Origin of the sequence: uncultured Cytophaga sp., from assembly GCF_937863595.1 — a bacterium.
In the GTDB taxonomy this organism is placed as follows: Bacteria; Bacteroidota; Bacteroidia; order Cytophagales; family Cytophagaceae; genus Cytophaga.
On the sequence record NZ_CALMGQ010000053.1, the window covers coordinates 1 to 16103 of the forward strand.

Consider the following 16103-nt stretch of genomic DNA (forward strand, 5'->3'; position numbering starts at 1 on the left):
ATTTGAACTCGCACCCAAGGCAATTGATAAGTTTTCATTTTTAATCAATAACGATAATAAGAACAAATAAACCCCAATTTGGAATACGGAAAGAACCATCATTTGTATGATGTGTTTCTTTTTAAAGTGACCTGCTTCGTGTGCTAAAATAGCAATCAATTCAGGTATTGAATGTTGATCAACCAATGTATCAAACAATACTATTTTTTTCTTTTTTCCGAAACCAGAAAAAAAAGCATTTGCCTTGTTTGATCTTTTTGATCCATCCATAATGTAAATATTATCTACAGGGAAGTTTTCTTTACGACAATATGTTTGAATAGCATCTTTTAATTCCCCATCTCCTAAAGGTGTTAGCTTGTTAAATAAGGGGAGAAGCAAGCTTGTGTAGAACATATTCATACAAACGATTAATATACTTATGAAGATCCAGAATATCCACCAAAAAGAAGTGTCTAATCTTTGAATTAAAAATAATAATAAACTGATAACTAAACCACCAATAATAATCGCTAATACATATCCTTTTATTTTATCCATGATGAATAATTTAGCCGTGCTTTTATTGAAGCCATATTTTTCTTCAATAACAAACGTATTGTAAATCGAAAAAGGAGCGGATAAGATATCACTAACTATAAATAAAACACCAAAGAACAATAAATTGGATACATAAAAACTATAATTACTTAAGGCACTTGATGCTTCAACATATGATGCTATATAATCATATAGCCCACCCAAGTATCCTTGAAACAAAAGCACTAGAAACAAACCAAATTGGAAGAATGATTCGTATTGAGATGTTTTTTCTTTTTCTTTTTGATATTTTTGAGATTTAAGATATTCTGATTTCTCATAGACATTTGCAACATTAGCTGGGAGTGCAGCACTCAAGTTTTTAATGTTCAAATAATCCAATAATCGTTCTACAATAAAATCGAAAATTAAAATTCCGATAATGATATTTTTAATCGTTAATGCGTCCATGTCTATAATTTGTAATGAATGGTGAAATTACACAAATATCGGAGATTGGTAACTATTGGTTAGTAATTGTACTAAATAACGATCCATAGTTGCCCAATGATTCATTTTCTCGTGGGATTTTATTGGAAGGGGTACTATTAAACCCCTTATTCCCGCCGTTTTTTTTTCAGGTTAATTGAAAAGAGCTTCGTAGTATGCATTGGTATTTAATGGTTGTGGATTTTTAAATCAATAGGAATTGAGAAGTATATAAAGTATTTGTAAATTAATAATAAATTGGAGTAACTAATTTATTATACATACCACTGAAGCTAACTACGCAGATCACATGCTTCTCTTTTAGGAGAAGGGCTGGGGATGAGGTGATTTAGAATGAGAATTATTATATAGTGACTAATGCCTAACAAAACCAATACATCAGAACTAAAGATGCATGCTGCTGCAGATGGTAAATTATTTGAATTTGCACGCGCTTTAAGGAAGAGTATGATACCAGCAGAAACAGTGATGTGGGAATGTATTCGAAATAAAAAGTTAGGTGTCAAATTTAGAAGGCAACATCCAATAGATAACTTTATATTGGATTTTTATTGCCACGAATTAAAATTAGCTATTGAGGTGGACGGAAGTATTCATGAACAGTATGATAATAAATTATACGATGAATATCGCACTATTCAACTAAAAGAATACGAAATAAAAGTAATTCGATTTACAAATGAAGATGTATTGAATAGTCTTAATAGTGTATTAGATAGGATTATGGGTTTCATTCATAATGGTGGAATTTTTCCCTTGAAAAAAGAACCTCATCCCTATGCCCTTCTCCTAAAAGGAGAAGGGCATAGGGCTTCGTAGTATTCATTGGTACTTAAAATAAAAGTCAGTAAAATTATAAACAAATTGGAGTAATTAATTTATACCATTTACTACTGAAACTAACTACTAACAACACATCACCTCCCTTTGAGGAGAAGTGCAATGGATGAGGTGTTTAATACAACGTTTCTTAAATAAATTAATATTTCTGAAACCAATTCAAGCATAAATTAGTTTTATTTGCATGGCAACTTGTGGTTATATATGTCCTTCGTGTGATGGTCGACTTTATATGGATGATGGTTCACCTTGTCCGTGGTGTAATCCTGATGATATTCAAAAGAAGGAAAAAGAAATTATTTCAGATGAAGAATGGATGAATTCTGTTCATTTTGGTAATTGCTGCAGCGATCCAGATTATAAGGATGAACAGAATGAGTCTGAAAAATAATTCCCTGAACTATTACAATCCCAAAAATCGAGTAAAGGTATTTTTGTACGTCTTTTTTAAGATACCCGGCGCATTAAAACGATAACCAACATCAAAAGTAAAGGAACTGTATAAATTTCCTACTTTATAATCCAATGTTTGTACTTGTATTTGGTCTGCCATAAACTTTATGCCCGCATAAAATCGTTTGGTATGGTAGCCTAATGCAACACGTTCCTCAAAGAAAGCTGTGAAACTATTATTCTGATTGAGCGTGTTTTTATTATTATCAATAAATTTATAAGTGACAAAATCATAAGATAAAAATAGCATCATTGAAAAGTATATACGTTTTGCAATGACCAAATTTAATCCCATACCAGGCCCAACTATAAAAGAGGTGTAATGTAATTCTTGGATTCCATTATTTACTACTGGAGAATTTTTTAAATTGATTAAACTAGAGTCTGATCTTAATTGATTCCAACTTACGGACGATTTGATCATAAAACCAACTCTTGTTCTTAACTGATGTTCAGAAAACGTGAAAGAAGATAAATAGGAGTATTTTTTCCAGCTGAAATTGTATAAGCCTGAAACCATTATTTGTTTCGTGTTTACATCACTACGTTTTAGATACTCTCTACTATTTTTTGAAAGTACGTAAACAATAGAATCGCTATTGTAAAATCCATTTATTCTTCTAAAATCAAAGCGAACAAAAAAACGCGTATTTTGTGTGCCTATTGAAAATGATTTGAATTTCGATTTCCCATATTTACTATAACTGCTCGCTTCTATTGGTGCACGAAAACCCACTGCTGCATAAATACTTTTGTAGCCCACCGTAAAGCCAATAATACTAGCTAAATTGGTTCTGTACGTATTTGTTTTTATGGTAGAGTCTTTGGGAGTTATGGTAAGTGTATTAGAAGGGGCAGAAATGAATAAGCCAACAGTAAAAAATTTTTTATAGCTCCTTACATAATTTGTATCTACTCTTTGTCTGTTTTTTGTTACTTGTTGCTCGATTTTATTTTGAGCATGAATAGTTGAACAAGTCAATAATATTATAAAAAATAATACGGACTTCATGTTTTTATTTTAACTCTAATTCCTTACAAGCAATTTCTGCGGCACATTGCTCTGCTTTCTTCTTGCTAAATCCGATGCCTTCACCTTTGCCTTCGTCCGCAATTCGAACTTCTGCTTTAAAAACTTTTTGATGACGGTGTCCACTTTCTTCCAGAATAACAAACTCTAGTTTTTTATTTTCTTTCTGGCACCATTCTAATAAAATACTTTTAAAGTTTTTATTATTTTGAACAATGGCTTCGACATCAATTTGATTGTTTACAATTTTTTTGATGACAAATTTTTTAGCATTTAAAAATCCTTTATCTAAATAGATAGCTCCAACTAAAGCCTCAACTACATCGCCATATAATGACTTATGTCCTTGCTTGCCTTTTCTACCATTGAAAATTACTAGATCGGAGAGGCCTAAATCTTTTCCTACTTGATTTAATACTTCACGATTTACCATCCGACTTCTAATTTCTGTTAAGAAGCCTTCGTCTTTGAAAGGAAAACGTTTGAATAAATACTCTGCAACAACAGCACCTAAGATAGAATCACCTAAATATTCTAATCTTTCGTACGATTCTTTTACACCAGATTCATTTTCATCAGCGGCAGATGTATGCACAATAGCCATTTGATAAAGATGCAGGTTTCCAGGCCACATACCTGTAACGTAGCGAATTTTTTGGGCAAGGATTTTATCCTCTTTATTTCTAAAGAGATTTCTAAAAATACTCAGCTGCTTTTCTAGCAAAGGCAAGGTGCTTAATCAATTTTACGGAATACGATGGAACAGTTATGTCCACCAAAACCGAATGTATTACACATTGCTATTTTAATTTCTCTTTTTTCAGCTTTGTTTAAAGTTAGCTTCAAGCGAGGATCAAAAGCTTCGTCTCTATTCTTATTATTAATTGTAGGAGGTACAATTTGGTTTTGTATAGCAAGAATAGTTGCTATCGATTCAATGGCGCCAGCAGCACCTAATAGGTGGCCCGTCATAGATTTCGTAGAACTAATATTTAATTTGTATGCTTGTTCACCAAATACAGCTTGTATGGCAGTTACTTCAGCAATATCTCCTAATGGAGTAGAAGTGCCATGCACATTGATGTAATCTACATCTTCAATTGTGATTTCTGAATCACTAAGTGCATTGATCATAACATTTTTTGCGCCCAAACCTTCTGGATGTGGTGCAGTTAAATGATATGCATCGGCAGACATACCGCCACCAATAACTTCACAATAAATTTTTGCTCCACGTGCTTTTGCGTGTTCATATTCTTCAAGAACTAATGCTCCAGCTCCTTCACCCATTACAAAACCATCACGGTCTCTATCAAACGGACGAGAAGCCGTTGCGGGATCATCGTTTCTTTCTGATAAAGCTCTACACGCATTAAATCCACCGATTCCTGATTCAACAATTGCTGCTTCAGAACCTCCGGCGACAATAATGTTTGCTTTGTTCAGTCTAATGTAGTTAAAGGCATCTAGAATAGCATTTGAAGAAGATGCACAAGCAGAAACAGTAGAAAAGTTGGGACCACGGAAACCATTTCTAATAGAAATATAGCCAGCACTGATGTCTATAATCATTTTTGGGATAAAGAATGGATTGAAACGAGGCGTTCCATCTCCTGCAGCAAAAGCTTTTACTTCATCTTCAAATGTTTTAAGGCCACCGATGCCGGCTCCCCAAATCACACCAATTCGGTCATGATCAAGATCTGCTGTAATCTTAGCATCCTTAATCGCCTCATCAGCAACAACTACGGCGTATTGCGTAAAAGGATCCATCTTACGAGCCTCCTTTTTTTCAATGAAACTTTCGACATTAAAGCCTTTAAGTTCACACGCAAACTTCGTTTTGTGTTTCTCCGGATTGAATTTTGTAATCAGTGCAGCGCCACTAACCCCCTTAATTAGAGAATCCCAATATTCAGGAACAGTATTTCCAATGGGTGTTAATGAACCCAACCCCGTTACAACAACTCTTTTTAAATTCATGATTAGAATTTACCGGATTTTAATGAATGATTTAGATAGAAATTATTTAACGTGTTGCTCTAGGTAAGCAATTGCCTGACCAACAGTTGTAATGTTTTCAGCTTGTTCATCTGGAATAGAAATGTTGAATTCTTTTTCGAATTCCATAATTAATTCAACAGTATCTAATGAATCAGCACCAAGGTCATTAGTGAAACTTGCTTCAGTAGTAACTTCTGATTCTTCAACACCTAATTTCTCAACGATGATGCTTTTTACTTTTTGTGCGATTTCTGACATTTTTTTACATTTTTTAGTAAAACACGGGGCAAAGAAATGAATTTTATGCTAGTTTGGCAAACTATTTTTAGGATTCTTTTCTATTGGTTGATAAATAGATTCTAAAATCGGCGATTTCATTCTAAATTTACGTGTTATTATAATTTCAATTCGTAAATTTAGTTATTAACAATTCAACTTTAATATAGAATGTTTTCTAAAATTGATCTTTAATTATAGATGAAAGCAAATAAACTTGTAGTAGATTTTGATTATAGTTTCAAAATGCTTGGTATTATTTCTTCTGCAAAGGAGTATAAACTTGCATGGAATATAAATCAATTGTTGAAAATGCACTTGATTAAGTCGGATGATATAAATTTACAATTTCAAAATGATTGTAACATATTGGTTAGTACATATCTATATTCAACTGAATATAGTGAAGTAAGACTTTTGAAAAATAAATCAATTGAATTTACTAATATTGCGAAACCTTACCTCATTCCAGAATTAAAGGATTATGATTATTTTATTCATATTCTTGATGAAGGTTGTATATTTGATGAGTTTTGGATGTTAGAGCAATTAAAAAATTGCAATAGTATTCAATACATTAAAGTAATAGATGTAAGTGAATTAAAATCGAAGGATAATCTAATATTTATTTAAGTATTAACATGGTAAACAAGAAAACAAAGATTATTGCTACTGTAGGTCCAGCATGTAACACGAAAGAGAAATTGTGGGAGTTGGTTCAAGCTGGTGCGAATATTTTCAGATTGAATTTTTCTCACGGAACACATGAAGTACACCAAGGTGTAATCAACGCAATTCGTGAAATTAGAAAAGAACAAAATGTAAACATTGCAATTCTTCAAGATTTACAAGGTCCTAAAATTCGTACCGACGAAGTTGAAAATAATGGTGTTGAACTTGTTGAGGGTGCAAAGATTATTATTACAAAAGAAAAAATGTTAGGTACTAAAGATAAAATTAGTACTTCTTATAAAATGCTTACTTCTGATGTTAAAAAAGGCGATGCTATTTTAATTGATGATGGTAATATCGAATTGAAAGTGTTGGAAACGGGTAACGGCGAAGTTACGTGTGTGGTTGTTTATGGTGGTATCTTGAAATCTCGTAAAGGAATCAATTTACCTAACACAATCGTTTCGGAGCCTTCATTAACAGATAAAGATAAAGAAGATTTATTGTTCGGTCTTAAGAATGAAGTTGACTGGATTGCTTTGTCTTTTGTTCGTAGCGCAGTTGATTTAAATGAATTAAAAGCAATTGTTAAAGAACATGGTAAAGCATGTAAAGTAATTGCAAAGGTTGAAAAACCGGAAGCTGTGAAAGATATTGACGCAATTATTGAAGCATCTGATGCAATAATGGTTGCTCGTGGTGATTTAGGTGTTGAGCTTCAAATGGAAGATGTGCCGATGATCCAAAAAATGATTATTCGCAAGTGTAATGAATTGGGTAAGCCAGTAATTGTTGCTACTCAAATGATGGAAAGCATGATTTCAAATGCTCGTCCTACACGTGCTGAAGCAAGTGATGTTGCGAATGCAATTATTGATGGTGCTGATACTATTATGTTGTCAGCTGAAACTGCTTCAGGAAACTATCCTGTGCTTACAGTGAAATCAATGACTCGTATTTGTCAAGCGGTAGAAAAAGAAGCGGATATCTACAACAAGAAAACAGTAGATGATATTACTAACACAAGTGATAGCGTTATTGCTTCTGCATGTGAATTAGCGGATAAAGTTAATGCAAAAGCAATTATTGGTTTATCTCAGTCTGGATATTCTGCATTCAGAATTGCAAGCCATAGACCTAAAGCGAATATTTACATTGCAACACACGATGAGCAATTAACAAATCAAATGAATTTAGTGTGGGGTGTACAAGCATTTAAATTCGACAAATTCACAACTACAGATGAATCTATCGAAGCTGTTAAGAAAACCCTAGTACATAAAGGACTTTTGAAGAAAGGAGATATCTATGTCACTACGGCGTCAATGCCCATGGCGGATATCCAGCTTGCAAATAGTTTGAAGTTAGGAATTGTTGAATAGTTAATTTATTCAAAAAATATAGAAAAGCCCTTTGAATAATTGTTCATTGGGCTTTTTTTATAATTGGGAATACATAAATTAATGGATGTGAATCTGTGTTTTGTTTTCTTAAAACATAAAACGTATTACTTATAACATAATTTAAAATGGATATTAACTTATTGAAAAATATTTGCGAAACTCCTGGAGTTCCAGGATATGAGCAAGCTGTACGCACACTTGTAATTAAAGAAGTAGAGCATTTAGTCGATCACGTTTGGGTTGATAATATTGGGAATGTATTTGCATTAAAAAAAGGTGTCCGCAATCCGGAAAGCAAAAAAGTATTGGTTGCTGCTCACATGGATGAAATTGGTTTCATCGTTTCTCATATTGACGATCAAGGTTTTTTGCGCTTTCAATGTCTTGGTGGCTTTGATCCGAAAACATTGACAGCGCAACGTGTAATAGTTCATGGTAAGAAAGATGTAATTGGTGTAATGGGAGCGAAGCCTATTCACGTAATGACTCCTGAAGAGAAAAACAAACCTGCGAAGATTGAAGATTTCTTCATTGATCTTGGTATGAAAAAAGAAGAAGTGGAACAATACATAAGTATTGGTGATACAGTAACACGTGAACGATCTTTAATTGAAATGGGCGATTGCATCAACTGTAAATCATTGGACAATCGCATATCTGTATTTATTTTGATTGAAACATTAAGAAGGTTGCAACACCAAGAGGTTCCGTATGATTTTTATGCCGTATTTACAGTGCAAGAAGAAGTGGGCTTGAGAGGTGCAAGTGTAGCAGCACATAGCATTAATCCAGATTTTGCAATTGCTTTAGATACAACAATAGCATATGATGTGCCAGGTGCGCGTGCACATGAAAAATGTACAGAATTAGGTAAAGGAACTGCAATTAAAATATTAGATTCTTCCACAATCTGTGATTACAGAATGATTGCATACCTAAAGCAACAAGCACAAGAACGCAATATAACATGGCAACCAGAGATTCTTGTAGCAGGAGGTACCGATACTGCACCTTTGCAACGCAATGGTAAAAATGGATCTATTGCAGGCGCTATATCTATTCCTACAAGACATATACATCAGGTTATAGAAATGGTTAATAAGCAAGATGTAGAATTGAGTGTGCAATTATTGCAGGCTGCAATTGAGAATTTGGATCGGTTTGATTGGAGTAGATAAGTTTTAATTTGTTGTAATTTTATTAGGTCTGGATACGAAGTATTCAGACCTTTTTTTTCGTTACTTCCGTCCATTCTGTCGTTCCATTTCAAACAATAAATCAGATTTAATACTTGGGTCTACATGTTGCAGAATGATGATTTGCTGACTTAAAATCTGAACACCTTCTTGTAATTCTTTTTTAACTTTGCGCAAGAACTTTTCAGGCTTAGCTTTGGGTTTGCACATATCTATAAATAAAGAATCATGTTCAGTTTTTATTTCTCGAAGACTTTCCTTTAATTCCTTAATTTGATTGTCGAGCATGGCAATATAACTTTTGGCCGCTTCTGGCTTCATGTTTTGCAATCTACTTGTTTGTTGCTCTAAAAATTGTGTTTCAAGATTAATTAAGGTGAAAAGATCATTCTTTCCATAGGCTTCCGTAATCTTTTTACTAATTTCTTCTTTCTCTAATTTCTTTTCAGGGTCTTGTTCGGTATCGGGATGAAATGCTTTTATTAAATCGATGTATATCGCCCGTATGGATTTCTTTCTATGTTCTTGCTGAATCGCTTTTTCTTTCTCTGCCTTTCGTTCAGCAGCGCTTTTCTTTTTAGAATTAGGTTCTTGATTTTCCGAATCATTAAAATTAGATTCATCTGAAAAGAAGTCAGAAAAAGGCGTGTTTGCTTTTTTAGCATGTTCTTCAAAATGCATGTGGGCATAGGTACTAAACAAGTCTTCTAATTCAATATCATTTCCATTTTGATAAATCCATTGAGCAATTTCTGCACTCATGTATGTATCAATGATTTCTAGTTCTCTTTTAGTAAATTTTATTTCATGAATATATATATCAAGGGAAATGAGTTTCTCTTTCTGTAATAATTGAATTTTTTCAGAGATAGGAGCTACAGTTTTTTGATAAGCACTTACAGCTTCTGGTATAGCTTTTTGTAAGTATTTTAATTCTTCTTGCAATTGTTTTACCTCATTGATTTTTACATCAATTTGTTGTTGCTCTGCGCTAGATGATGCGCCAGGAATATGTTGTATAGAACTCAATTTTTTGAAATTATGAATGGTTAATGTTTTTTTTTGAGCGATATAGGGCCGTTATGGTAAATAATTTCGTGCTGTAAGCCTTAAATGATAATCGGTATCGCTATAGTTGGAATGATTGGCAATTCAAAATTCATAACTTATAATGAACTAAGAGTTCTTCAATGGAAGTAATGATCATTTGAATACCTATAGATGCAATGAGTAAACCCATGATCTTAGTAACCACATTCAGTGCTTCTTTTCCAATTTTTTCTACCCATGTAGTTGAGGATATGAATACGAAATAAGAAATTGTTAAAATGATTGCTGAGCAGAGAATGATAATAATACTATTTTCGATTTTATTGCTCACACCTACAAAACTAACAGCTGTAGATAATGTGCCTGGCCCAACTAAAATAGGAGTAGCTAATGGAGATATCGCGAAACCCATATCTGTTGATTCATTCATTGACGCTAATGCAGCAGGATCTTTGGGCTTTGACTGTATCATATCAAAGCCTACTTTTAAAATCAGCAGGCCACCGGTTATTCTAAATGCTTGAATACTTATTCCAAAAACATTAAATAACGTATATCCAAACACTACAAATACTGTTAAGATTATAAACCCGACTGAAACTACTTTTAATGCAATTACTTTTTGTTGTGCACGACTAAAATTATCTACAAAACTTATAAATATAGGTACATTGCCAATAGGATTGATAATGGCAAATAAACCCGTGAATACGATTAATACAAAGCTCCAGTCGATGTTCATGGTAATTATGAATGTTTATAAAAGTTTACTTTTTATGAATAGTTATAACTTAAATAGATTAAATTATAACTATAGAATTCAAACAGTATTCATTCATAATGTATAATTCATAACTCATAATTGCGAAGTTACTTAAACGCATTTATCCCAGTGATGTCATGACCTGTAATCAATAAATGAATATCGTGCGTACCTTCATATGTTACAACAGATTCTAAATTCATCATGTGTCTCATAATTGGGAATTCGCCTGTAATGCCCATTCCACCTAATATTTGTCGCGCTTCTCTAGCAACTTTCAACGCCATGTCAACATTGTTTCGCTTTGCCATAGATATTTGACCGGCATTCGCTTTGCCTTCATTTTTCAGCATTCCCAATCTCCAAACCAATAATTGTGCTTTGGTTATTTCCGTTAACATTTCTGCTAATTTCTTTTGGGTTAATTGAAAGCTAGCTATGGGCTTACCAAATTGAATGCGTTCCATTGCATATTTTTTTGCAATATCGTAACATTCCATGGCTGCACCTAATGCACCCCATGCTATACCATACCGTGCAGAGTCCAAACATTTCAGCGGACCGCTCAAACCATCTGCTTTGGGTAATAGATTTTTCTTAGGGATTTTAACATTGTCAAATACCAATTCACCAGTTATACTTGCTCGCAACGACCATTTATTATGTATTTCTGGTGTGGTGAAACCTGCCATTCCGCGTTCAACAATTACACCTTTAATTCTGCCTTCATCATCTTTTGCCCATACAACAGCAATGTCTGCTTTGGGTGAATTGGTAATCCACATCTTGGCGCCATTTAGAAGATAATAGTCGCCCATGTCTTTTAACGATGTTGTCATGCTTGCTGGATTAGATCCATGATCTGGCTCTGTTAAACCAAAACAACCCAACAGTTCTCCAGAGGCAAGTTTGGGTAAGTATGTTTTTTTTTGTTCTTCACTTCCATATTTAAAAATAGGAAACATAACTAAAGATCCTTGAACAGAAACCATGGATCGCATGCCTGAATCCACGCGTTCTACTTCTTGCATCATGATACCATACGAAATGTAATCGAGTCCGCCACCACCGTATTCTGCTGGTGTTGTAGGTCCATATATACCTAATGCACCAAATGGTTTAACTAAATGCTCAGGGAAAGCAGCACGTTGTGCATAATCTTCAATAATCGGTTTGACTTCTTTATTCATAAAAGACTGTACCGATTGACGAATCAATTTATGCTCATCCGTTAAAAGATCGTCTATATTATAGTAATCTGGTTGTGAATATGTGCTTGTTTTCATGGCTTTTATTGTCTAATTCAATATATTAAATTATTACGAATTTGCTGAGCTTACTCATTTGATTTGAATAATTAAATTTTGATATTTACACTACCTCTAATAATTACATTTTCATTGTATCTTTATAAACTTAAACTAAGGTATAGTTTGATCTTAATATATTTAAAAGAGTGTTTTTTACTTATATCATACGTATTCTAACGAAAAATAAAAAGAAACGATGCACGGTAAAGTCATAGAAAAGAGCATACCTGAATTAATTGAAGAATTAACAGCGCATTATAATGAAGATGGTCAACAAGTTGTTACTCATTTAGAGGGCTTATTGTATTCAAATTATGTGAAATATTGGGACTATATACGCTTGGAAAGTTTGTTGACACTGCAAAATCCGCGTACAGCATACCCAGATGAGATGGTTTTTATTGTGTATCATCAAATCACAGAACTGTATTTTAAGTTGGTGATGCATGAATTGAATCAAGTAAAGACTACCGATACAATTACAGCTGCCATATTTTTAAAGCGGATAGAGCGTTGTAATTGGTATTTTGGACAATTAATAAATTCGTTTGAAATTATATCAGTCGGTTTAGATCAAGACCAGTTTTTAAAATTCCGAGTTGCCTTGAATCCTGCTTCAGGCTTCCAATCTGTTCAATATAGAATGGTTGAAATAGCATGTACTGATTTGATAAATCTAGTTCATAATGACATGCGCGACAAATACGATGACTATTCTACCATTGAAGAGTTATTTGAAGAATTGTATTGGAAAAAAGGTGCAACGGATACCAAAACAGGACAAAAAACATTGACTTTAAGGCAATTCGAAGAAGAATACAGCAACAAGCTGGTTCAATTAGCATACGAATACAAATCAAGAAATGTTTGGTCTGTATATAAACGTCTTTCATTAGAAGATCAAGCAAATGAAACCGTTAAACAAGCTCTTAAAACATTAGATCAGCATATCAATATCGACTGGCCATTAATGCATTACAAATATGCTCTTGTTCATTTAATTAAAAATAAAACTTTCCTAGAAGCCACTGGTGGTACAAACTGGAAAGAATATTTGCCTCCACGTTTTCAAAAAGTTATCTTTTTCTCTGCTTTATATACGAAAGAAGAATTAGAAAATTGGGGTAAAAAATGGGTTGAAAAAGAAGTGATTTCAAAAATTCAAGCTGCAAAACAAGGTTAAGTGAATACATATCCATATAGTAAAAGCACATACAAATGCATCCTTTTTTTGATGTCTTGTATGTGCTTTTCTTTTTTTAGTTTTGGTCAACAATATCAGCGTGTACAAACTTTTTATGATTACAATAAAAAAAATGTACAAGAAGAATTTTATGTCTTAAAGAAAAATATTCAAGTACGTGATAGTAGTTATAAATCATACTATCAAAATAAACAACTAAAATCTGCGGGTACGTATAAAAAAAACAAGGCAGATGGTAGTTGGGAGTTTTTCTATGAGAATGGAAATAGAAAGATGGCCGGATCTATGGTTGCTGGGGAGAAAGAGGGAGTTTGGAAATATTATTTTGAAAACGGAAATATTAGCATGGAAGGTATTTCCATAGCAAGTAAGAAAGAAGGTACTTGGAGATATTATTTTGAAAATGGAAAAATCAGAAGTGAGGGCGATTTTTTGAATGATAAGCGAAACGGTAGTTGGAGTTATTATTATGAAGATGGCTTACTAAAAGCCATGGCTACCTATGTCAATGACAAAGGTTCATATATGGAACTCTATCCTTCAAGTAAAATAAAGGCATCCGGCACAATTGAGGATGGAAAGAGTATTGGGGTTTGGACCTATTATCACGAGGATGGATCTATCTTAGCAAGCGGGGAAGAAATTGATGGACGGAAAATTGGTAAATGGATATTTTATTATCCTAATGGACAAATTGCTAGTGAAGGAGAATATAAAAATGGCAAAAGTGTAGGCATCTGGAAATATTATCATGAAAACGGAATTGTAAGTGCCGAAGGGCAAATGAATGATGGAAATAAAGATGGCTCGTGGAAAATATATTATAAGTCGGGTCAATTTAAAGGCGAAACAAACTACGTGAATGGGGAGGGGATTTACAGGGAATATTATGAGGGAGGATCTTTACGTACTGAAGGTAAAATTATAAACGACCAGCATGAAAGTATTTGGAATTATTATTTGGAAAATGGAGAGTTAGAAGGTACTTGTGTATATGTTCGTGGGAAGGGTTTGTATAAAGGCTTCTATCCAAATGGTAAAGCTAAGATGGAAGGTCAACTGGAGAATGGCAATAAAGTTGGCTTGTGGACTTTATACAATGAAGATGGAACGATTGCTGGTTATTACAAAACGTTTTATGAAAACGAAACTCCTGATTTAAGCGCAGATTCAGCTAAGGTTAAAGTTGTTGTAGCGGATACGTTAACTGCTTCAGAAAAACCCAAATATGTTTCGCCAAAGAAGAAATCTAGATATTTTACTCCAAGAGTAAATGAAGCACGTGCATGGATTGTTTCTTCAAATCCATTTTATGTGTTAGCTTCTTCTTTTCCAGTAAGTGTTGAATATTATTTTCAAGAACGTTTGGGGTATGAAATTGGCGGTATGGTTATTTATAAACCCATGTTTAACAATCATTTCAAGTTGCCTACCAATACGCTGTTTTATAAAGCCGCTGAATTGTATATTCGTCAAAAATTTTATAAAAAAGATCAAGAATATGGTATGCTATACTTTGCACATGAATTGCGTTATGGCTATTATTCGTATGAGAATAATTTTATAGACTTTACTCAAACGGTTAATTTAATGCCTGTTCATTTAAATCAAATTCAAAATCGTATTGAATATTCATTTTTAATCGGGGATAGGGTTATGTTCGATCAAAGACATAGAGGCTGGACAGTCGATATTTATGGAGGCATCGGCATAGGGTACCGTTCAGTTTCCAATAATTGGTCGGGCGAGAATGAAAAATACAATACGGCATTTACGGGTGTGTTTAGTAGCTCTATTGCTGTACCTTTTCGTTTTGGATTTACAATAGGGTATAAGTTTGCGAAGAAGTGATCCGTTTAAAGCTTAAAGTTGAAGGCTTAATGCCTGGGGTTAGAAATACATCAATTCTATTCAAGTATTCCCAATTTGAATGTGATGTTTGATCTGTTTTACAGTTTTTTTATGGTGAGAATTTTTTTAGAAAAGTTACCTTGTTTCCTGAATGTGTATGTACGTTATATGAAAGGAGTTTTGTCGATTATTTTTTCTTGTGTAGCAATATTCTGTTCTGCGCAGCAAACACATTTTTATGATTTAAATGATGCACTTCAGCAGCCAGATAATGTGAGATCATTAAGCCTAAATTTTTACAATACTCAAAATAAAGATACTATAATTGATTTGGTGAAATTTAATAAAATCAATAAGATAGAATTCAGTCAACTAGATTCTGATTTTAATTACCCAATTTTTTTTAAAACGTTATCACAACTTCCACTTTTAGATACTTTAATATTAGAATATTGTGTATTGAAGATTATGCCCAAGGAGATTGGAGGATTGGTTTCGCTTAAATACCTTAAAATAAGTAATTGTAGACTCATAAAAATTTCTGATGAAATAAAGAAATTACATGTACTCACATTTCTTGATTTAAGCAGAAATTCAATTTCTACCTTGCCCGACAATTTAGATTCCATAAAGAGTTTGAAAATATTAGATTTGCATGATAATGATTTAAACGTATTGCCCCAATCATTATGCTTCTTAAATGAACTTGAAAGGGTTGACTTGTATAATAATCAACTTGTCTCATTGCCAGAATCAATAGGTGCATTGGATCATTTGAAAAGTATTTCATTAGGTGATAATTTATTAAAATACTTACCAAGGAGTTTCAATCAATTATTACTGGAAGAGTTATACATAGGAAAGAATGCATTTAAGGAATTTCCTTTTCAACTATTTGACATTTCTACTTTAAAAAGGATTGGTATCTATGATATCGCTATGGATAGTTTTCCAGCGTCAATTTCAAAACTGAAATATTTAGAAACTATTTCTTTGAATTTAAATCATGAGTTTGATTGGAA

The 16103-nt window shown here is 33.1% G+C and carries 15 protein-coding genes and 1 pseudogene; 8 read left to right on the forward strand and 8 right to left on the reverse strand.

Annotated elements, in window-relative coordinates; translation table 11 throughout:
• On the reverse strand, positions 1 to 990 hold a 990-nt coding region (locus tag Q0543_RS03955; RefSeq protein WP_299249428.1), incomplete at its 3' end, for a M48 family metallopeptidase.
• A 396-nt stretch (positions 991 to 1386) separates the two neighbouring features.
• Between Q0543_RS03955 and Q0543_RS03960 the strand changes: the two genes are divergently transcribed.
• Both Q0543_RS03960 and Q0543_RS03965 read left to right on the forward strand, forming a co-directional pair.
• A complete protein-coding gene (locus Q0543_RS03960) occupies positions 1387 to 1848 on the forward strand; it encodes an endonuclease domain-containing protein (protein ID WP_299249431.1) in 462 nt (153 codons plus the stop codon).
• A 205-nt stretch (positions 1849 to 2053) separates the two neighbouring features.
• Positions 2054 to 2260: a hypothetical protein gene (locus tag Q0543_RS03965; RefSeq protein WP_299249434.1), complete on the forward strand. Its 207-nt coding sequence runs from the start codon at positions 2054 to 2056 to the stop codon at positions 2258 to 2260.
• A gap of 12 nt (positions 2261 to 2272) precedes the next feature.
• Here the strand turns inward: Q0543_RS03965 and Q0543_RS03970 are convergent, their stop codons facing one another.
• From Q0543_RS03970 to Q0543_RS03985, 4 genes are read right to left on the reverse strand one after another with little or no spacing between them, the layout of a single operon-like run.
• Positions 2273 to 3334: a DUF4421 family protein gene (locus Q0543_RS03970; protein WP_299249437.1), complete on the reverse strand. Its 1062-nt coding sequence runs from the start codon at positions 3332 to 3334 to the stop codon at positions 2273 to 2275.
• Between the two features lie 4 nt (positions 3335 to 3338).
• Positions 3339 to 4082 (reverse strand): ribonuclease III, encoded by a 744-nt coding sequence (gene rnc / locus Q0543_RS03975; protein ID WP_299249440.1) that lies wholly within the window; start codon positions 4080 to 4082, stop codon positions 3339 to 3341.
• A 5-nt stretch (positions 4083 to 4087) separates the two neighbouring features.
• Positions 4088 to 5335: a beta-ketoacyl-ACP synthase II gene (gene fabF / locus Q0543_RS03980; RefSeq protein WP_299249443.1), complete on the reverse strand. Its 1248-nt coding sequence runs from the start codon at positions 5333 to 5335 to the stop codon at positions 4088 to 4090.
• A gap of 42 nt (positions 5336 to 5377) precedes the next feature.
• The gene (locus Q0543_RS03985; protein ID WP_011584784.1) at positions 5378 to 5614 is read right to left on the reverse strand and encodes an acyl carrier protein; all 237 of its coding nucleotides are present in this window, start codon (positions 5612 to 5614) and stop codon (positions 5378 to 5380) included.
• 219 nt (positions 5615 to 5833) lie between these two features.
• Between Q0543_RS03985 and Q0543_RS03990 the strand changes: the two genes are divergently transcribed.
• The 3 genes from Q0543_RS03990 (at position 5834) to Q0543_RS04000 (ending at position 8885) form a co-directional block, all read left to right on the forward strand.
• The gene (locus tag Q0543_RS03990) at positions 5834 to 6265 is read left to right on the forward strand and encodes an IPExxxVDY family protein (RefSeq protein ID WP_299249457.1); all 432 of its coding nucleotides are present in this window, start codon (positions 5834 to 5836) and stop codon (positions 6263 to 6265) included.
• 8 nt (positions 6266 to 6273) lie between these two features.
• Positions 6274 to 7686, forward strand: coding sequence for a pyruvate kinase (gene pyk / locus Q0543_RS03995; RefSeq protein ID WP_299249459.1), 1413 nt, complete (start codon positions 6274 to 6276; stop codon positions 7684 to 7686).
• A gap of 146 nt (positions 7687 to 7832) precedes the next feature.
• Positions 7833 to 8885 (forward strand): M42 family metallopeptidase, encoded by a 1053-nt coding sequence (locus tag Q0543_RS04000; protein WP_299249462.1) that lies wholly within the window; start codon positions 7833 to 7835, stop codon positions 8883 to 8885.
• Positions 8886 to 8945: 60 nt separating this feature from the next.
• On the opposite strand, the gene Q0543_RS04005 is transcribed toward Q0543_RS04000, so the two are convergent.
• From Q0543_RS04005 to Q0543_RS04015, 3 genes are all read right to left on the reverse strand, one after another.
• A complete protein-coding gene (locus Q0543_RS04005; protein WP_299249464.1) occupies positions 8946 to 9932 on the reverse strand; it encodes a molecular chaperone DnaJ in 987 nt (328 codons plus the stop codon).
• 130 nt (positions 9933 to 10062) lie between these two features.
• Positions 10063 to 10695: a MarC family protein gene (locus Q0543_RS04010; protein ID WP_299249467.1), complete on the reverse strand. Its 633-nt coding sequence runs from the start codon at positions 10693 to 10695 to the stop codon at positions 10063 to 10065.
• Positions 10696 to 10823: 128 nt separating this feature from the next.
• Positions 10824 to 12002, reverse strand: coding sequence for an acyl-CoA dehydrogenase family protein (locus Q0543_RS04015; RefSeq protein ID WP_299249470.1), 1179 nt, complete (start codon positions 12000 to 12002; stop codon positions 10824 to 10826).
• 220 nt (positions 12003 to 12222) lie between these two features.
• Between Q0543_RS04015 and Q0543_RS04020 the strand changes: the two genes are divergently transcribed.
• The 3 genes and pseudogenes from Q0543_RS04020 to Q0543_RS04030 all read left to right on the forward strand — a co-directional run.
• On the forward strand, positions 12223 to 13209 hold the full coding sequence (locus Q0543_RS04020; RefSeq protein ID WP_299249472.1) for a tryptophan 2,3-dioxygenase family protein: 987 nt from the start codon (positions 12223 to 12225) through the stop codon (positions 13207 to 13209).
• Entirely contained in the window at positions 13210 to 15081 is a 1872-nt protein-coding gene (locus Q0543_RS04025; protein WP_299249475.1) for a toxin-antitoxin system YwqK family antitoxin, read from the forward strand.
• 84 nt (positions 15082 to 15165) lie between these two features.
• Positions 15166 to 16103 (forward strand): annotated as a pseudogene (locus tag Q0543_RS04030) (hypothetical protein); the annotation flags it as partial.